The sequence below is a fragment of the Solibacillus sp. FSL W8-0474 genome (assembly GCF_038004065.1).
Taxonomy (GTDB): Bacteria; Bacillota; Bacilli; order Bacillales_A; family Planococcaceae; genus Solibacillus; species Solibacillus faecavium.
In genome coordinates, this window is the sequence record NZ_JBBOQJ010000001.1 from 1,861,576 (window position 1) to 1,880,744 (window position 19,169).

A 19,169-nucleotide genomic window follows, 5' to 3' on the forward strand; every position below is an offset into this window, starting at 1 on the left:
GTGTATACAGTGGATTTAAACAGCATAACCGGACAATTACAAAAAGAACTTAACGAAAATCCGAACATCGAAATTCAAAAGCAGATGCAATACGCCATTCCAATTCACACGTTGGAAGTGCATTATCATCCTGTTATGCGGAATGCGATGGATATTTTAATGAAGATGATGCTCATTTCATTCCAGAAGGCGGAGCTGAAAAATGTCGAGCTTTTAGCGGAAATTTTATTAGTTGAACCGTTATTTATCCATGATTTAACGAATAAAATGTTACGAATGGGCATGATTGAAAAAGAAAATGAAGTGTTCACACTTACGGCAAAAGGAATGGCGCAGCTTGAATCGGGTATTTTTGAAGAAGAGCTTGAGCAAACGAGTCATTTTGTGCAATACAGTCCGATTCATGAGCAGCTTCTGGAAGGGGACCTTGAGGAGTTCGCTGATTTAGAAGAGTTTCCTGAACCGTTTCCGACGATTGAAAACGAGGAAATTGAAGCAATTGAAGAATCGATGCTAATTGAATTTATTCAGCAGCAGTTAAGCGATCAACCATTGGCCGAACAGGAAGCCCCGACTTTTATTACAAAAGTTATATCGACCGAATCGATTCAAATTAATGATATTCCGGTTCTATGTTTCTCACTAATGGATAAAAAGGAAAACCGCCAATTTATGCGTGTATATAATACATTAACAGGTGCTTGGGATGAAAAGCTTGAAACGGTTTTATTCAATTATGAGAAAGAGCATTTAAAGTCTGAGTAAATATATAAATTGAAAACCTAGTAATATCAAGGGTTTGCGCCACTTTATAAGATGCGGAGTATTTTACAATTTATTTTTTATAATAATACACTTCTTATTACCTATGAATTTAGATAATGAGAAGTGTTTTTTTGTTGTTAAAATTCGCATTTGAAACTTTTAAAGCGGATAAAAATTTTATTTGCATCAGCTTTTCATGAAATAGCGCAGTTGTGATATCTGTATGCACTTGAGAGCAATCGAGAATTGATTTATTGACTCATTAATTATTATCTAAATTTATTACAGCAACGTTTATTTAATGAAGTAGCACACTTTTTATTGTTTTTTTGTATGTTTGAGGTATGCTATTATCGTTTGGTAGATTTTTCTGACTCAATAATAAGGAGGGTTAAAGTTGAGTAGAGTTTTTGATATACTAGTAGGGATTTTTGGGGGAGATAATAACAATGGATAACTATGAACTAAGAGAAAAGGTATTAAGAGAGTTGTATGAGGGCTTTAGTTCTAACTGGTGCGCTACAAGATGTCAATTGATGGAGGTTTCTTATAACCAGGCTTTTAAAATCATAGGTATTAAGTACTCTTGGGATAAAAAACTAGTTGAAAAGATGAGAGTGTTATTGTCGCATATTGTACGTAACTTAGAATTTGACTTAGAAATTATGCATTGGGGAGACCCTATACGAAACTACGATGAAAAAGAAATTCTAGAAAGCATAGGCAAGGTTGGTAGTTATAAAGAATTCATAGTAGGACTTGAAAGAGTTCTTCATGAAGGACTTATAAATGACTTTAACGAGGGATGGGATTTAGAAGAACAGTTGATGGCTGTAGCCAAAGAGTATCTAACCAACTATTCAAGAAGATTGGATTATAAAGTGAAAAAGATATTCGAAGAAACAGGCAAACTTGAAGACATTAGTCGCATAGTGAACAGTTTTGAAAAAGTTCTTGAAGAGAACTATAAGAGATTTATCAGTGAACAATTAAAGATTGATTCACCTTATTTTATATATGGGGGAAACTGACAGAAAGAATGCTGAAGAAAGTTGTAGAACTAGTATGATCAAGCAAAGTCAGGAGACCTGCCCAATATAAATCTTAAGAGTAAAGTGTTGTGCTTGTATGCTGTTCCTTATCCCCTTGAAGATAAGCCCACTTTTGTTGGTGGAGATGCTTATAACTATATTTATTAATTGAACCCACACAACTGCATATTACATTATTGAAAGTTGAGAACCTTCAAATGAGGGTTGTTTTTTTATCGTCAAAATACAATACGCTTCTTTTTTCCAGAAGTATGATTTATAAAGGAAATTACATAGATTTCATAAGAATTTAAATAAATTATAAATAAAATTACTCCTAATTAAATATAATTGAATTGTGGATGTATAAGTGTAGTCATGACAGTATTTGCTTCATATATTTTTAGAATTATTGCAAAACTCATGCTACCGTGTTACACTAGTGTCAATTTAATAGTCTTATCAAGAGAAGCGGAGGGAACTTGGCCCGTAGATGCTTCAGCAACCTCTAGTACAACTAGAAAGGTGCTACTTCCAGCAAGGCAATGTCCTTGGCAGATAAGAACGGGTATATTAACCTCTCATTTCTGTTGTGCTGGAATGAGGGGTTTTTTGTGTTTTTTCAGCAAGTATTAGGATACTTGCTCCAACAATCAAACCCCCACGGCTATTATGATTTACTTGAAACGAAAGAAGCTTGAAATAGCTTTACATTATGAAACCAAGATTATTTAGAAAGATTAGAGGGGGACAGTGCAATGCCAATTAATATTCCGAAACATTTACCGGCTGGTGAGCTGCTGAGAAAAGAGAAAATTTTCGTTATGGAGGAAGATCGTGCGAAGACTCAGCAAATTCGACCTTTGAATATTTTAGTGTTCAATTTAATGCCGGAAAAGGAAAAAACCGAGCTTCAATTATTGCGTTTACTCGGGAATACACCACTACAGGTAGATGTGACATTTTTAAATACTGCTACATACGAATCAAAAAACGTTTCCAAATCACATTTAGATACGTTCTATCAAACATTCGATGAAATTAAACACCGCCGATATGATGGTCTAATCATCACAGGTGCACCGGTAGAGAAAATGCAATTTGAAGATGTTGGTTACTGGAAAGAAATTACCGATATAATGGACTGGGCCGATCAAAATGTTACATCCATTATGTATATATGTTGGGGAGCACAAGCTGCGCTGTATCATCATTTCGGCATCGGGAAATTTGAACTGCCTAAAAAATGTTCTGGCGTCTATTCACATGTGATTACCGATTTAACGGTCGATTTAGTACGAGGCTTCAGTGATGAATATGTTGCGCCTCATTCGCGTCATACGTCTGTCTCGATTGACGAAGTCCGTGCGCACCCAGATTTGCGTCTGCTCAGCTATTCGGACGATGCGGGGGTATTTATCGTTCAATCAAAAAACAATAAACACATCATGATTACAGGCCATTTAGAGTATGATGCGACTACACTATCGGATGAATATTTCCGTGATATTGAAAAGGATCCGGAAAATACGGAACTTCCGATTAATTACTTCCCGAATAATGACCCACAAAATGCTCCAAAAAATGTATGGCGTGCCCATTCACATCTATTGTTCTACAACTGGTTAAACTATTACGTATACCAAGAAACACCTTATGAATGGCACTTTGTTGAGGAAAATATCGAATATCATATTTAAGAAAAGCCAACAAGGAATATCTTGCTGGCTCCAGACTGGAGACAAACTCTTAAATAGTGTTTGTCTACAGTTTTTTATTTTAAAATTAATTGAATCTAGAAATTGTTGATTTCCGTTCCGGGACCGATGCTTTCCCCGGGCACGGCTTCAGCTAACTAACTTGGGCCTACGACAGCAGGCCCAAGTTAGTGGATCTTCCGCACGTGCGGTTCCCGGTGGAGTCACGGTCCCTCCACTCCAATCAACTTATTAATTCCTTTAAATTAAGTAAGGTAAGATCTAATATGACTAGCAATCAAATTAATGAACAAGAAATAGGGTTTTGAACGACTTGTTCCTGTTAACTCATCTAGAAGAGCTCTAGTAACCTTTTGTCGAAAACCTGAAGCCAGCAAGGAATATCTTGCTGGCTCATTTTTATTTCACTGCAATCCATGCACGCTCTTGTTGTATTTGTAAACTCACTTCACGGCCAAAAAAGTCACTTAGCAATTGTTCATTCAATATGACTTCGCGGGTATCTGCAGCTACGCTTTCTCCATCTTTCATTAACAGTACATGGCTAAAACAAGGTAAAATTTCTTCTACATGATGCGTTACATAAATAAGTGTAGGGGAGTGATTGCCTTGTGCTATTTGCTCAATCTTTTGCAGTAAGTTTTCCCGCTCTATAAGATCGAGTCCGCCACATGGTTCATCCAATATTAATATTTCTGGTTCTGCCATTAAAGCACGTGCAATTTGTACACGTTGTCGTTCACCTTGCGATAAATGCTCAAAAGATTTATTCGCCAAATGATCGCAATGAAACTGTCTCATAAAGGATAGTGCCTGCTCAATTTCCGCATCGGACACGTCATTAAATAGACGGAGCGCACCAAACTTTCCGCTAAGCACAATTTCAATTGCATTATCCTGCCAGTTGAAGCTGTCGATCATTGCGGTGCTTACCCAGCCGATGCGTGTTCGGAGAGTAGGGATATATGTATTGCCGAAAGTTTCACCCAGTACTTGCACTTTACCATTGTTCGGCCAAATATAGCCGTTGATTACTTTTAGCAAGGTTGTTTTTCCTGAACCGTTCAAGCCTAAAATGGCCCAATGCTGTCCTTTTTGTACATGCCAGTCTAAATTATTCAAAATTACTTTTTCATTGCGGTAAAGATGGACATTTTCGATTTTTATCATAAAAAACACCTCCAATTACTACTATGCTTGATTTATTCAAATTCTGAAAGTGTTTTTTGAATATTGTCACAATTGTTTATAAAAAAAGAAAGCAAACCTAATAAGTTCGCTTTCATTACAATTTAAATTACGGCGCTTTCAACACCTGCTGCGCGGTAAAATAGCTTTTCATTCCATTTTAAAGCCCACTGAACAACTGGTCCTAAGCCGAATGCCATAATGACTGTTCCTACGCCAACAGGACCGCCTAATAGGAAGCCAATAACAGCAACTGATACTTCCATTGTCGTACGTGCACGGTTCACGCTCCAGCCTAAACGACGGACTAATAATAGCATTAATGTATCGCGTGGTCCGACACCGAGGTTAGCCACCATATACATCCCACAACCGATACCTAGTAATACAATTCCCAGGATAAACGATAAAGTTTGTTCCAAAAGATTGTGTGCATGAGGCAGCACATACAAAAAGATATCAATAAAAAAACCTGTTAAAAACATATCTAAATAGGTACCTATTTTCGGTAATCTTTTTGATAACATCGAGTCAATCGCTAAAATAAGTAACCCGATCATGATGGACCAAGACCCGATTGTTAAACCGAGATTTTTATAAAGTCCTATATGAAGCACGTCCCATGAACCTACTCCAATTGTTTGTCCTTTAATCGTTAAGGCAATCCCTAATGACAAAACAATAATACCTGCGATAAAAAATAGGCAGCGCCAATAAAATCCTTGTTTCACGTTCAATTGTAATCCCTCTTCTTGTAGTCAATATCATCTTTACACATTATAGCGATTACAAGGATGAAAAACGGATTTACAATATATTTAAAATATTATTACTTTTTAAGGCTATTTTTCATAGGAATAGCGTAACTCGTCCATTGACTCGTCGACGTCTACAATTAGATTGTGGTGATTAAAAAACCATTCATCTGACTTCTCAATAAAGAAGTGTACATTCTCTATAACAGTTTCAATCCCTATTTCATGCGGCTCCTCACGTGTCATTCCTAACGAAAAGCCTTCATGGAAGGGAGATGAGCCGCCATAGCGTGCATAAAAACGAATATAGTCCCCATGTTCTATTTCCATTTCTTCTTTAAACCATTCGACTGCTTTTTCTGTTAATTTAATTTCCATACAATTCACCTCTATTGTCATTATGCAGGAAATGAAATGAACTTACAAAACCCGCGCCTGCTTAAATAAAACAAAAAGGCTGAAAGGATAACCCTTCAGCCTGGATGTTAAAAACCTTTAATTTTTGGTTCAGTTCCGTTTTTAATGCGTATAATATTCTCTCGGTGACGATAAAAGATAAAGGAAGCTAAAATGGCTACTAAAATAAAGAGCGCATATTCACCTGTAACAATCCAATTAATCGTTACATAGATGATCGCCACTGTTGATGCAATCATTGACGTTAAGCTCACCATTTTTGTCATTTTTAATGAAATGATAAATACAGTTAGTAAAACAAAGAATAATGGCAAATTATAACCTAAAATGATACCTGCACTAGTAGCTACGGCTTTACCGCCACGGAAGCTCGCAAATACCGGGAACATATGACCCGCTGCTGCAACGATACCAAGAATAAGTGGATGAACAGTACTATCACTGAAAATAGCTAACAGCGGCAATAAAACGGCTGCTGTTCCTTTCAAAATATCAATTAGCAGTACAGCAATTCCAGGTTTCTTTCCTAGAACTCTAAATGTATTCGTAGTGCCTAAATTTCCGCTGCCTTGCTTTCGGATATCTGTTTTATAAAAAATTTTCCCTATCCATAATGCAGATGGGATGGAACCGATTAAATAAGCACAAATAATTATTAAAGCGTTGATCAAGAAGTTGTGCTCCTTTCAAATGTCAGAATTATTAGTTGGTACTAATAGTATGTTATGAATATTCTACAATGTTTTTTAATAGAAGGAAAGAGGTATTATTTTTTCGTAATATCATGAAGGAAACAGGAAAATAGTTACATTTGTACATCAACTATTAAATGATAGGCTTTTAAACGTTGGTTTTTGATGATACAATTAGTCTTTGCAAAGCCTAAAAAAGTACGCTCAAACATTGACATCATGCATATTTGAAAGTACGATTAGGTAGTAAATAGAACGTTTGTTTGTATTTTTTGGAGGGGATTGCATTTGGTTAAAAATCAATCAGGCATGTCTTATAATGAAGATGCCATTCAAGTATTAGAAGGTTTAGAAGCCGTACGTAAAAGACCAGGGATGTATATTGGTTCTACAGATAGTCGAGGTCTTCACCACTTAGTGTATGAAATTGTAGATAACGCAGTGGATGAAGCGCTTGCTGGATTTGGTAATCATATCATCGTGAAGATTCATGAAGATAATAGTATTAGCGTACGAGACCATGGTCGTGGTATGCCAACAGGTATGCATAAAATGGGTAAACCAACTCCGGAAATTATTTTTACAGTACTCCATGCAGGTGGTAAATTTGGACAGGGCGGTTATAAAACGAGTGGTGGTTTACATGGTGTAGGTTCATCAGTTGTAAATGCGTTGTCCACATTTTTAGAAGTAACAATTTACCGTGACGGACAAATCTATCGTCAGCGTTTTGAACAGGGCGGTAAACCGGCAACATCGCTTGATATGATTGGAAATACAAAGGAAACAGGTACATTGGTGCATTTCCTGCCTGATTCATCGATTTTCTCAGCTACAAAGTATAATTACGATACGCTGGCAGAACGCTTGCGAGAATCAGCTTTTTTATTAAAAGGTTTAAAAATAGAATTGATCGATGAGCGTGTTGAAGGACAGCATGAAATTTTCTACTATGAAAATGGGATTGAAGCATTTGTTGCTTACTTAAATGAAGAAAAAGATGTCCTGCATCCTGTTAAATATGTGGAAGGAATACTTCAGGAAATTGAAGTGGAATTTGCCCTGCAATTTAATGACGGCTATTCCGAAACGATTCTTTCATTCGTAAACAATGTACGTACACGTGATGGCGGAACACATGAAACAGGTGCGAAGTCTGCTTTAACACGGGTGTTTAATGAATATGCAAGAAAAATTGGTCTATTAAAAGAAAAAGATAAAAACTTAGAGGGCGTTGACATTCGCGAAGGTTTAACTGCGATTGTTTCAGTACGTATTCCAGAAAATTTGCTTCAGTTTGAAGGTCAGACGAAAGGCAAACTCGGTACATCCGAGGCGCGTTATGTCGTCGATACAGTCGTTTCTGAAAAGTTACTGTATGTATTGGAGGAAAATGCAGAGCTTTCGGCATCTTTAGTTCGAAAGGCGATTCGTGCACACCAAGTTCGTGAAGCTGCCCGTAAAGCACGTGATGACGCAAGAAACGGGAAAAAGAAAAAGTCGAGTACATTGCTGTCAGGTAAGTTAACGCCTGCACAATCTAAAAATGCAGCGAGAAATGAACTGTATTTAGTAGAGGGTGATTCTGCCGGCGGTTCTGCGAAACAAGGTCGTGATCGTACATTCCAAGCGATTTTGCCTTTACGTGGTAAAGTAATCAATACCGAAAAGGCTAAGCTGCAGGATATTATGAAAAACGAAGAAATCGCTACGATTATTCATACTATTGGTGCGGGTGTCGGCGCGGATTTCAATGTGGAAGATGCCTGCTACGATAAAGTGGTCATTATGACGGATGCCGATACAGATGGCGCACATATCCAAGTACTTTTACTCACATTTTTCTATCGCTATATGCGTCCATTAATCGAAGCTGGTAAAGTCTACATAGCATTGCCACCATTGTATAAAGTGTCGAAAGGTTCCGGGAAGAAGCAGGAACTTGTCTATGCCTGGACAGAGCAGGAGCTTAGTGCTGCTACAAAGAAAATTGGCAAAGGCTACGTCATCCAACGCTATAAAGGTTTAGGTGAGATGAATGCTGACCAGCTTTGGGATACAACGATGAATCCGGAAACGCGTACATTAATTCGTGTAAAAATTGAAGATGGTGCACGTGCGGAACGTCGTATTACAACATTAATGGGTGATAAAGTAGAACCCCGTCGTAAATGGATTGAATCAAACGTCAACTTCGGCATGGAAGAGGATGCAAGCATTTTAGAAAATGAATTCATCCAGCATGAGGAGGCAAAAGACAAATGAGTTTTGTTGAAAAATTTCAGGACTTACCATTAGAAGAAGTAATGGGTGACCGTTTTGGTCGCTATTCAAAATATATTATTCAAGACCGTGCATTGCCGGACACACGCGATGGTTTAAAACCAGTACAACGCCGTATATTATATGCGATGTTCCATGAAGGTAATACTTTTGACAAACCATTCCGTAAATCGGCAAAAACAGTCGGGAATGTAATCGGTAACTACCATCCGCACGGGGATACTTCTGTGTATGATGCAATGGTCCGAATGAGTCAAGATTGGAAAAGCCGTCATATGTTAATTGAAATGCATGGTAACAACGGTTCGGTCGACGGAGATCCGCCGGCTGCGATGCGTTATACAGAAGCACGTCTATCGGCTATTGCTGCAGAGCTATTGCGTGATATCAATAAGAATACGGTTGAATTCGTTCCAAACTTTGATGATCAGGATATGGAACCAACTGTTTTACCATCACGCTTTCCGAATTTGTTAGTAAATGGTGCTACCGGGATATCTGCCGGTTATGCGACAGACATCCCTCCACATAACTTACAAGAAGCCCTTGATGCTGTTTTAATGCGTTTAGACAATCAAAACTGTACAGTCGATGAGCTGATGACAGTTATTAAAGGACCTGATTTCCCGACAGGTGGCATTATACAAGGTGTCGATGGTATCAAAAAGGCTTATGAAACAGGGAAAGGGAAAATTATTGTTCGTTCCCGTACAGAAATCGAGCAGTTAAAAGGGAATAAAGAGCAGATTATTATTTCGGAAATCCCATACGAAGTGAATAAAGCAAACATGATTCGTAAAATGGATGAATTGCGTGTAAATGACCGTCGTTTAGATGGTATTTCGGAAATTCGTGATGAGTCTGACCGTGATGGAATGCGCATCGTCGTGGAATTAAAAAAAGATGTACAGGCACAAGGTATTTTAAACTTTTTATTAAAATCAACGGATTTACAAGTGTCTTATAATTTTAATATGATTGCTATTCATAATCGCCGTCCGATGATGATGACGTTGCCCCTTATGCTGGATGCCTATATCGATCACCAAAAGGAAATTGTACGTCGCCGATCACAATATGATCTAACGCGTGCAGAAGATCGATTACATATTGTCGAAGGGCTTATGAAAGCATTATCGATTTTAGACGAAGTGATAGAAACAATCCGTGCGTCAAAAGATAAGCGTGATGCAAAAAATAATATTATCGATAAATTTGGCTTTTCAGAAGAACAGGCAGAAGCCATTGTAAGTCTTCAACTATACCGTTTAACAAATACGGATATTACACAATTACAAAGCGAGCAAGAAGAATTAAGTGCGCTCATCGTCAAATTATCAGCAATTTTGGGTGATGAGAAAAAATTAATTCGGGTCATTAAGACGGAGTTAAACGATATTAAAAAGCGCTTCCCATCACCGCGCCTATCAACGATCGAAGCAGAAATCGAAGAGATTAAAGTGACTCGCGATGTATTGGTGCCAAGTGAGGAAGTTGTCGTAACCGTTACTAAAGATGGTTATGTTAAACGGACAAGCCTTCGTTCGCATAGTGCTTCTAATGGGAAGGACTTCGCGATGAAGGATTCCGATTACTTAATATACGAAGCGAATTTAAATACACAGCATCATTTATTGCTGTTTACTAGCAAAGGGCACTATATATACCAACCGGTTCATGAGTTGCCTGATATTCGTTGGAAAGACTTAGGTCAGCATATTTCAAGTATTGTACCAATTGACTCCAATGAGGAAATTATCGAGGTAATTGGAATAGAAACATTCGAACAGCCGAATGTTTATGTGTTTACAGCTACGAAAGACGGGCAAATTAAACGTTCAGCCCTTACGGATTATGTTGTAACACGTTATTCAAGACCGATTAAAACGATGAACCTTAAAGGTGACGACGAAATGATCTTTGCGCGTCTTGTTACTGAGGAGGAAGAAGTTCTATTATCAACAAATACTAGCTATACTATTCGTTTCCCAATGGAAGACTTGCCTGTAACAGGTGTAAAAACTGCGGGTGTAAAAGGGATTGTTGTAAAAGATGGCGAATATTTAGCTGCTGTCGCTGTTTTAAATCCGAAGCAAGACCAGGAGTTAATTATCGTGACGCAACGCGGTGCCGTGAAACGAATGCTCTTAAATGAGCTCGAGCTTGGCAACCGTGCAAAGCGCGGAGTTGTGATTCTTAAAGAGCTAAAAGCAAACCCACACCGTATTTATACTATTTTAGTTGTAGGCTTTAAAGATACTTTTACAATTGAAACAGAAAAAGGTATAGTGGAAACAATCCAAGTAACAAACTTAACGAGAGCTGACCGTTATTCAAATGGTTCGCTTCGTATAGATACGGATGGAGACGGGGCTATTTCCCGAGCTTTTGTCAATAAAATGGCATAACAGTAGCGTATAATTCAGGAATCTTTAACATATGATAAAAGTAATTCATTGACATGTAAGCCAGACTTTCATACAATGAAGTTAGTAAGATTCATGCGTGATGGATCTACAGTAGTACAAGGCGATTGGGTGGCCCCCAATCGCTTTTTTCATTTCCATAAATAAAAAACACCACTTAGGTGGCTAGTCTAAGTGGTGAAAATACTTTTTACAGCATCATTCGGAAAAAACGATAAATAGTATCGACAAGACGAAATAAGTCTGTCACGTAACGAAAAATGGCGAGTTTTTCATTACGCTTCTTTTCCGAAGCAGCCTTAGCCTTTTCTTTGCGTGATGGATAAGACACAGTAGTACACCTCCTTTACAAAAGGAGTCAGCTGGATGCTGCTTTTCTATTGTAACATGGACCAAAGAATTTTCTGGTATTTAATTGATAAAATAATAGAAAAAGCGTCAAAAACCGGCAAGAATTTCTCCGGTATTTGACGCTTTTTTAGTTACGAATGTTTTTATATAAGTCCATTTCTTTTCAGGTGTTAACAAAATATTATTTTGCTTTACAGCACCAATTGTAAAGTCCGAATAATCTTCTTCCACAACAAACTGATAAATATCTTGTTGTTCTTCATTCGTTCCTGTCAACTGTACAACGTGCTGCCCTGTGCGTGCAGTAAAGTACTCCCAATACGTTATTTCATAATGCCCATCAAATACATCAGCAATCAACAATTCTTCGTTAAAAGGCCATTGCTGTGCTTTTACAAAATCAATATAAGGGGATGAAGTAGCTGTTTCTTCGCCATTAAGCACAAACCCTACTATACAGCCCATAATAACGACACAAAACAGTACCCGGATATGTTGTCCAATCGTCATCGTCTTCACTCCTCATTATAAAATAGGGGAGAGCTCACAATAGAAATGTATATAAAAAATCAGCCCCTAACAAAGTTAGGGGCTGATCGTTTTCCCTCAACTCAACAAAGTAGGAAGGATCTTTTTAGTGAGAAATATCTTGTACAGAAATACCCGTTTGTGCTTTAACTTCAACTTCACGGTATTTCACAGCGTCTACTTCTTTCGACATTAATGTACCAATAAATCCGCCTAAGAAGCCAAGAGGTACGGAAATGATCGCTGGGTTCGTTAACATAATTAACGGATCACCTACGAAGATTGCTTTACCTACTTCTGGATTCCAAACGTTTGGAGATACCGCTACTAAAACTAATGCTGAAATTAGACCTGTTAGCATCGCTGAAACAGCACCTGTTGTATTAAAGCGTTTCCAGTAAATTGTGTAAATGATTACCGGTAAGTTTGCCGATGCCGCGATACAGAATGCTAACGATACTAAGAATGCTACGTTTAATGTTTGAGCACCAAGCGCTAAAAGGATTGATACTACAGAGATTATGATTGAACCGATACGCGCTGCCTTAACAGCTTCTTTTTCAGAGATTTTACCCTTTTTAACGATTTGACCATAGATGTCATGAGATAGGGCAGATGCTCCGGAAAGTACCAGACCTGCTACTACCGCTAAAATTGTTGCGAATGCCACGGCACATACGAATGAGAAGAGGATGTCGCCACCAAGAGCTTGTGCTAATAGTGGGGCAGCCATGTTACCTGCCGGGTTGGCAGCTACAATTGTCTCTTTACCTACGAATGCAGCAGCACCGAAACCTAAGAAAATAGTTAATACATAGAATAAACCAACGATCCAAGTAGCCCAAATTACAGAAGAACGAGCTGTTTGCGCATCTTTTACAGTGAAGAAACGCATTAAGATATGTGGAAGACCCGCTGTACCAAGTACTAACGCGATTAGCATTGAAATTGTATCAATACCATTTGTGTAACGTAAACCTGGATTTAAGTATGCTTCACCATGCTCTGTTACAGTTGTCATTTCAGTGAACATTTTTGCAATAGAGAAGTCGAATTTTGCTAATACTAGGAATGAGATAATAATAGTACCTAACATTAATAGTACGGCTTTAATAATTTGTACCCAAGAAGTGGCAGTCATACCACCGAATAATACGTATGTCGTCATCATGACACCAACTAAAAGTACAGCCATCCAGTATTCAATACCTAATAGTAATTGAATAAGGGCACCAGCACCAACAAGCTGTGCGATCATGTAGAATAATACGATTGTAATAGTAGATAAAGCTGCTGTTCCACGAACTTTTGCTTTGTCGAAACGTGCAGTAATCATATCTGCTAAAGTGAATCGACCTAAGTTACGTAATGGCTCAGCTACGATATATAAAACTACTAAGTAAGCTACTAAGTATCCGATAGAGAAGAAGAATCCATCGAAACCGAATAAAGCGATCGAACCGGCGATACCTAGGAATGATGCAGCCGATAAATAGTCACCCGCGATTGCGAGTCCATTTTGCCAACCAGTTAAACCGCCACCAGCTGTATAGAAGTCTGATGCACTTGAAGTACGTTTTGATGCCCACCATGTAATAACTAAAGTTAAACCTACGATTGCTACGAAGAAGAAGACCGCTGTAAAACTCATTCCATTCATAATTAGCGACCTCCTTCATATTCTGCAATGATTGATTTTGCTTCTTTATCAAACTTGTTTGCACGTGCTACATAGAAGTGTGCGAAGCTCCATGTCATGATGAATAGACCAGCTGAATAAATCCAAACCCATGTAATGTTGCCGATTGCTTTTTGATGTAGAATTTCAGTGAATGACGTCAAGATTGGTAATAACATATAAAGTGCTAAGAAGATTGCCGTCATTGTCCATAGAAATAAATTCTTTTTCTTCGCAAGCTGCTTAAATGATTGCTGTGATGCGATTCTTTCATAATCAATTATTGGCTTTTGATTATTCCCCATAAACATACCCCCGTTTGTGATTAATATTACTGCTTCGTGTACGTAAAATTCTCTATTAGGAATTTACATTTTCATTCTATTTTAGCTGTAACAAAATTGCAATACTTTTTAAAGAAATTATGTAAAAAAACTTTTTAAAAAAATAAGTTTAATAGAGAAAAAAAGATACATAACAAATAATTTTCTTGTTATTTGAAATTCGTTTAATGTATAGAAAGCTAGATAAATCAACGTTTTGCGAAGAATATTGAAAAGGGGGTTTTGCTATTTCATTGAAATTTATGATAAGAAAATATTATATGTTTTTATAAGAAATAGTAATATTCGAAAAACAATTTACTTTTCAAAAAACGATTTTCTGTTTATTCAGAAAGTTATATTCATAAGTTAAATGGTATAAAAAGTAAAAAAACTGTCCTAGAAACGTAAAAATTTCGGGACAGTTTTTTATATTTATTTGTAACTTAATAAAAGTTAATGTGAAACATCCTGCACAGAAACGCCTGTATGTGCTTTTACGCGAATTTCTTTATAAATTCGTTCTGCTTCTGCCTGTTCAACTTTATTTGCCGTTAATATAGAGCCTAAATAACCTGCAAAGAAGCTAAGTGGGATAGTGATAATTGCTGGTACAGCCAAGTTTACAAGTGGTTCTCCTACAAAAATAGCATTACCTGTTGGGCTCCATATGTTTGGTCCAAGTGCACCTAATACTAAACATGAAACCAGACCTGTCACCATTGCAGCAACCGCACCATTGGCATTGAACTTTTTCCAGTAGATTGTGTAAAGAATAACCGGTAAGTTTGCAGAAGCACCAATACAGAAAGCAAATGACACTAAGAACGATACGTTTAAGCTTTGTGCAAATAATGCTAATAGAATAGAAATTACTGCAATTGAAATAGAACCGATTCGGGCAGCTAGTACTTGCTGTTTCTCTGTTAATTTACCATCATTTAAGATTTCACCATAAATATCATGTGAAATGGCAGAAGCACCTGTTAATACTAGTCCAGATACGACTGCTAAAATTGTTGCAAAGGCAACGGCACAAATAAAGGATAATAAAATATTGCCGCCTAAAAACTCAGCTAATAGTGGTGCAGCTGTATTACCTGCAGAGTTTTCCGCAATAATGGCATCAAATCCTACGAAATGCATCGCACCAAAGCCTAGGAAAATCGTTAACGAGAAGAAAATAGCTGTTATCCAAGTAGTCCAAGAGATTGATTGACGTGCCGTTTTAGCATCCTTAACCGTGAAAAATCGCATTAAAATATGTGGTAAACCGGATGTACCTAACACTAATGCAAGCATCATCGATACTGAATCAATTGTCGAAGTATATTTAACGCCTGGCACTAAATACTGATCCCCGTAATTTGTACTTACTGTATCGAACATTTTCACTAAATTAAAATCAAACTTGGCAAATACTAAAAATGCTAACAATGTTGTACCGAATAATAATAGACCTGCTTTAATAATCTGAACCCAGCTAGTCGCTGTCATCCCACCGAATAATACGTATGTAGTCATCATAACTCCAACAATAAGAACGGCTAACCAATACTCAATACCGAATAACAGTTTAATTAAAGCACCTGCACCTACTAATTGTGCAATCATATATAAAATGACGATAATAATAGTTCCTGTCGCAGCAACCCCACGAATTCGCTTTTCATTGAAACGTGCTGTCAGCATATCCGCTAAAGTGTAGCGACCTAAATTACGCATCGGTTCTGCAATTATATATAGAAGAACTAAATTTGCTACTACATATCCGACAGAGAAGAAGAAGCCATCAAAGCCCGTTAATGCAATGGCACCGGATACCCCTAAAAACGCAGCTGCCGATAAATAATCCCCAGCAATAGCAAATCCGTTTTGCCAACCTTTTAACCCACCACCGGCTGTGTAGAAGTCACTTGCAGATGAAGTTCTTTTTGCTGCAATATAGGTAACTATTAATGTTAAACCGACAATCCCTAGAAAGAAACTTGCTGACACTAAATTCATTGTTGCGCACCTGCCTTTTTATATTCCTGTAAAACAGCAGCTGCAGTTTTATCAAACTTTGCTGCCATTTTTACGTAAAGTGTACAAAGCACGATTGTCATAATAAATAAGGCAAGTGAGTAAACCCAAACCCATGTGATACTACCAATCGCTTTCTGTTGTAACACAGGTGTAAACGCTAAAACCGGTAAAAGAATATAAAATGTCAAAAATGTTATAGTTATACCGAATAAAAATGTGTTTTTCTTCTTTACAAATTGATTAAATGTTTCCATACGATCGATTGCATCATAGTTGATTGCATCGTGTTTCGCTGAGTATTTCTCCCCTGAATCGCCCAACGGAATTCCCCCTTATGAATTATTATTCTGTTTTAAACGGAATATTACTTTCTGAAACCGTTAATAGTAATCATTGTAAGAGGGAATTCTTTATAATGCAATAACAATTTTTCAGAATAATTAAAAATTTATGACCGTGTATGAAGTAGAATTAATACGTTATTTGAAGAATATTCAAGTCGTTTTATTTAAATATATATAGGTGAATTATTATTTTAAATTCATAATTAACAAAAAACAAATATTAAAAAGAAAAATATATACATAAAGCATAATATTACATTTCATTACTCTAATATAATAGATGACGTTTAATAAAAGCGTGAGGGTATATTATGTACTATAACAACAGCGAAATGATAAAATTTTGATATTGATAAAAATAAAAAAATTTCTTTTCATAGTGATGTTATGATAAGAGCAGTAGTTTTAAAAAATAAAGCTCTAATTGAACATTGAGAAGGGTTAAAATGATAAATATTTGATATTAACTTTATAATATCCCGTATTTTTTTAAACATCGAGCAAATAAATATCATAAGGGTGGTAAAGTATGTTAAATCTTCAAACTGAACGATTACGTTTTGAACAATATACTTTGGAAGATGTAGAAATTGTAACAGTGCTTGTAACGGATGCGCGGGTCATGCAGTTTATCGGAGATGGTCACGTAAAAGATCAAGCTTATGCCAAGCATTTAATTGAACGTATGCTCGAACAATACAGAAACTTTGGTGATTATGGTTTACATAAATTGATCCATAAAGAAACAGGGGATTTCATAGGGCATGCCGGAATGGTTGCACAGATTATTGATGATGCTTTCGAGATGGAGCTTGGTTACTGGATAGCACCAGACTATTGGCAGCAAGGGTATGGTTTTGAAGCGGCACGGGCATTAAAGCAGTATGCAGATGAAGAAATGTATCTGGAACGGTATGTATCGGCAATTCAGGTAGGGAATACAGGCTCAAAGCAAATTGCCCTTAAAAATGGAATGAAGCTAGAAAAGGTGATTACGATGGAAGGTAAGTCTGTTGAAATTTATGTAATTGAAAATGAAATTGAATGAGGAATCAAAATTGAAAAGTTATTTTATAAGTTATGAAGCATTTAAACAAAAAGGAGGATCCATTAAAACAACGACAATTACGTATGAAGAGCTGCTTGCAGTGCTAACGATGCATATGGAACGGTTAGATAAACAGTTTTCACTTATTATAAATGGTCATCTACCAAAGCCATTGCATGAAATACTGGATGATGCATTTGAACAAAGTCATTTGTATAAGGCATTTTATACACAGCATTGTGCTAATCGTAGTTATCGTTATCGCAGTTTGTCTAAAAATCGTATAAAAGTAGATTTTACACTAAGTTATCGTATGAATCGAAAAGATGAAAAACAGATGCTTGAAGAAATTGAATCGGTGCTTCAGCATATGACAACACCTAACATGTCAACACTTCAAAAGGTGATTGCTGTACATGATTATATTGTTAGAACGTATAGCTATGAACTTCATACAAAAGGTTCTCCATTTTCGGTAGCTACGTTTATGGCAGAAAAGCGCGGAGTGTGTATGGCATATGCGCTGCTATTTGAAAAGATGATGGAAGTACATCATATTCCTTGTCATTATGTAATAGGGAAGGCTGATGGGGAAGGATATGCCGGTCATGCGTGGAATATGGTGGAGATTGACGGGCATTGGTATCACATAGATGTAACGTGGGATGATATTGGTCATGTGTTAGAACATCATGAAATTCGTTATCGTTATTTTCTATTGACTGATGAACAAATTGGCAAAAATCATCAATGGGACCTGGATCTTTATCCACCGTGTACGAGTGAACGGTTTAATGCAATGCATCATTTGTATGATGTGTGCATTGCTGATGATCTGCTTATTTATCCGCATCCTAAGACGGCTAATTTAACAGCGATGGATCCGCAAACATTGCAAACGAGAAAGCTTACTGATATCCGTGTTCAATATTGTACATATGTGAACGAGCTTGTGTATTTGGTGAATCATTCTGACGGGGCTACACTTTATACATATGATGCTAAAACGGCTGAATTAACGAAATGTAGTACGGACCCGATACATGCGATACATAAAACAACCAATGAACTTGTTGTGACGTATGCGAATGGCGATCAGGAAATGATTGCAATCGAAACGGCTGTGGATGTAACTGAAAGTCTTCAAATAGCTGAATTTGACGATGCGCGGTATACGAACATTTCCATGATGTCTCTTGGTGATAGTTATCTTGCAACGTTTAATAGTAATACGGAGGATCTAATTGCATTCAAGAGCGCGGATGGAGTCGAATTGTACATCAACGAGCCAATTAGGCAGCTAACAGTCTCGTTGGAGTTAAATAAAGGTATCCAGCTACAAATGACTACGAATCGCAAACCGGTTCAATTTAAGGAGTCTGCAAAATTAGTCCTGCCATTATTTTATATAGAGCCATATATCCCAGCTATCGAAAAACAATGGGATAAGCAAATAACTGTTTTTGACAAAAGTATTAGTATTGATGTTTCCCGTAGCTTGCTGATACAAATCAAAAATAAATAGCTATTGTCGAATGAAGAAAGGATTTTTAGAAAAAATGTTGAAATACAATATTAAATGTATCAAAAACGG

Annotated in this window: 17 protein-coding genes and 1 riboswitch; of the genes, 7 read left to right on the forward strand and 10 right to left on the reverse strand. The window is 37.0% G+C overall.

Annotated features, from left to right (window positions below):
- The first annotated feature begins 9 nt into the window (after positions 1-9).
- The 3 genes from NYE67_RS09090 to metA all read left to right on the forward strand — a co-directional run bounded on the left by NYE67_RS09090 (position 10) and on the right by metA (position 3,496).
- Positions 10-765 carry a nucleoside-diphosphate sugar epimerase gene (locus NYE67_RS09090; protein ID WP_340729810.1) on the forward strand — a complete coding sequence of 252 codons (756 nt, stop codon included), beginning with the start codon at positions 10-12 and terminating at the stop codon, positions 763-765.
- A gap of 449 nt (positions 766-1,214) precedes the next feature.
- Complete coding sequence (locus tag NYE67_RS09095; RefSeq protein WP_340729811.1) at positions 1,215-1,796, forward strand: hypothetical protein; 582 nt, start codon at positions 1,215-1,217, stop codon at positions 1,794-1,796.
- Between the two features lie 456 nt (positions 1,797-2,252).
- Positions 2,253-2,361, forward strand: a riboswitch (SAM riboswitch).
- Between the two features lie 193 nt (positions 2,362-2,554).
- A complete protein-coding gene (gene metA / locus NYE67_RS09100) occupies positions 2,555-3,496 on the forward strand; it encodes a homoserine O-acetyltransferase MetA (RefSeq protein WP_340729812.1) in 942 nt (313 codons plus the stop codon).
- Positions 3,497-3,913: 417 nt separating this feature from the next.
- Here metA and NYE67_RS09105 read toward each other — a convergent pair whose 3' ends face one another.
- The 4 genes from NYE67_RS09105 to plsY form a co-directional block, all read right to left on the reverse strand.
- On the reverse strand, positions 3,914-4,684 hold the full coding sequence (locus NYE67_RS09105; protein WP_340729813.1) for an ABC transporter ATP-binding protein: 771 nt from the start codon (positions 4,682-4,684) through the stop codon (positions 3,914-3,916).
- Positions 4,685-4,806: 122 nt separating this feature from the next.
- Complete coding sequence (locus NYE67_RS09110) at positions 4,807-5,433, reverse strand: YczE/YyaS/YitT family protein (protein ID WP_340730898.1); 627 nt, start codon at positions 5,431-5,433, stop codon at positions 4,807-4,809.
- Positions 5,434-5,544: 111 nt separating this feature from the next.
- Complete coding sequence (locus NYE67_RS09115) at positions 5,545-5,835, reverse strand: HesB/YadR/YfhF family protein (RefSeq protein WP_191699024.1); 291 nt, start codon at positions 5,833-5,835, stop codon at positions 5,545-5,547.
- Positions 5,836-5,942: 107 nt separating this feature from the next.
- The gene (plsY, locus tag NYE67_RS09120; protein WP_340729814.1) at positions 5,943-6,545 is read right to left on the reverse strand and encodes a glycerol-3-phosphate 1-O-acyltransferase PlsY; all 603 of its coding nucleotides are present in this window, start codon (positions 6,543-6,545) and stop codon (positions 5,943-5,945) included.
- A gap of 309 nt (positions 6,546-6,854) precedes the next feature.
- Here plsY and parE point away from each other — a divergent pair, with 309 nt between their 5' ends.
- Both parE and parC read left to right on the forward strand, forming a co-directional pair.
- On the forward strand, positions 6,855-8,831 hold the full coding sequence (parE, locus tag NYE67_RS09125) for a DNA topoisomerase IV subunit B (RefSeq protein ID WP_340729815.1): 1,977 nt from the start codon (positions 6,855-6,857) through the stop codon (positions 8,829-8,831).
- Positions 8,828-11,257 carry a DNA topoisomerase IV subunit A gene (gene parC / locus NYE67_RS09130; RefSeq protein ID WP_340729816.1) on the forward strand — a complete coding sequence of 810 codons (2,430 nt, stop codon included), beginning with the start codon at positions 8,828-8,830 and terminating at the stop codon, positions 11,255-11,257. Before parE ends, parC begins: the two co-directional genes overlap by 4 nt.
- Before the next feature lie 208 nt (positions 11,258-11,465).
- Here parC and NYE67_RS09135 read toward each other — a convergent pair whose 3' ends face one another.
- From NYE67_RS09135 to NYE67_RS09160, 6 genes are all read right to left on the reverse strand, one after another.
- A complete protein-coding gene (locus tag NYE67_RS09135; protein WP_191699020.1) occupies positions 11,466-11,606 on the reverse strand; it encodes a hypothetical protein in 141 nt (46 codons plus the stop codon).
- A 107-nt stretch (positions 11,607-11,713) separates the two neighbouring features.
- On the reverse strand, positions 11,714-12,136 hold the full coding sequence (locus tag NYE67_RS09140) for a hypothetical protein (RefSeq protein ID WP_340729817.1): 423 nt from the start codon (positions 12,134-12,136) through the stop codon (positions 11,714-11,716).
- A 124-nt stretch (positions 12,137-12,260) separates the two neighbouring features.
- Positions 12,261-13,805 (reverse strand): solute symporter family protein, encoded by a 1,545-nt coding sequence (locus NYE67_RS09145; RefSeq protein WP_191699421.1) that lies wholly within the window; start codon positions 13,803-13,805, stop codon positions 12,261-12,263.
- Between the two features lie 11 nt (positions 13,806-13,816).
- Entirely contained in the window at positions 13,817-14,137 is a 321-nt protein-coding gene (locus NYE67_RS09150; RefSeq protein WP_191699018.1) for a DUF485 domain-containing protein, read from the reverse strand.
- Between the two features lie 474 nt (positions 14,138-14,611).
- Positions 14,612-16,162 (reverse strand): solute symporter family protein, encoded by a 1,551-nt coding sequence (locus NYE67_RS09155; RefSeq protein WP_191699017.1) that lies wholly within the window; start codon positions 16,160-16,162, stop codon positions 14,612-14,614.
- Positions 16,159-16,503 carry a DUF485 domain-containing protein gene (locus NYE67_RS09160; protein ID WP_445683368.1) on the reverse strand — a complete coding sequence of 115 codons (345 nt, stop codon included), beginning with the start codon at positions 16,501-16,503 and terminating at the stop codon, positions 16,159-16,161. The genes NYE67_RS09155 and NYE67_RS09160 overlap by 4 nt, the downstream gene beginning before the upstream one ends.
- A 553-nt stretch (positions 16,504-17,056) precedes the next feature.
- On the opposite strand from NYE67_RS09160, the gene NYE67_RS09165 reads away from it, so the two are divergent.
- Positions 17,057-17,575 (forward strand): GNAT family N-acetyltransferase, encoded by a 519-nt coding sequence (locus tag NYE67_RS09165; RefSeq protein WP_340729818.1) that lies wholly within the window; start codon positions 17,057-17,059, stop codon positions 17,573-17,575.
- Between the two features lie 10 nt (positions 17,576-17,585).
- Positions 17,586-19,100, forward strand: a complete 1,515-nt coding sequence (locus tag NYE67_RS09170; protein WP_340729819.1) for a transglutaminase domain-containing protein — start codon at positions 17,586-17,588, stop codon at positions 19,098-19,100.
- Positions 19,101-19,169 lie beyond the last annotated feature (69 nt).

Excerpts from the sequence above, each read along its gene's own strand:
- NYE67_RS09095 (WP_340729811.1), top strand. The coding sequence starts at position 1,215 with ATGGATAACTATGAACTAAGAGAAAAGGTATTAAGAGAGTTGTATGAG.
- metA (WP_340729812.1), top strand. The coding sequence starts at position 2,555 with ATGCCAATTAATATTCCGAAACATTTACCGGCTGGTGAGCTGCTGAGA.
- NYE67_RS09105 (WP_340729813.1), bottom strand. The coding sequence starts at position 4,684 with ATGATAAAAATCGAAAATGTCCATCTTTACCGCAATGAAAAAGTAATT.
- NYE67_RS09115 (WP_191699024.1), bottom strand. The coding sequence starts at position 5,835 with ATGGAAATTAAATTAACAGAAAAAGCAGTCGAATGGTTTAAAGAAGAA.
- parC (WP_340729816.1), top strand. The coding sequence starts at position 8,828 with ATGAGTTTTGTTGAAAAATTTCAGGACTTACCATTAGAAGAAGTAATG.
- NYE67_RS09140 (WP_340729817.1), bottom strand. The coding sequence starts at position 12,136 with ATGACGATTGGACAACATATCCGGGTACTGTTTTGTGTCGTTATTATG.
- NYE67_RS09145 (WP_191699421.1), bottom strand. The coding sequence starts at position 13,805 with ATGAGTTTTACAGCGGTCTTCTTCTTCGTAGCAATCGTAGGTTTAACT.
- NYE67_RS09150 (WP_191699018.1), bottom strand. The coding sequence starts at position 14,137 with ATGGGGAATAATCAAAAGCCAATAATTGATTATGAAAGAATCGCATCA.
- NYE67_RS09155 (WP_191699017.1), bottom strand. The coding sequence starts at position 16,162 with ATGAATTTAGTGTCAGCAAGTTTCTTTCTAGGGATTGTCGGTTTAACA.
- NYE67_RS09165 (WP_340729818.1), top strand. The coding sequence starts at position 17,057 with ATGTTAAATCTTCAAACTGAACGATTACGTTTTGAACAATATACTTTG.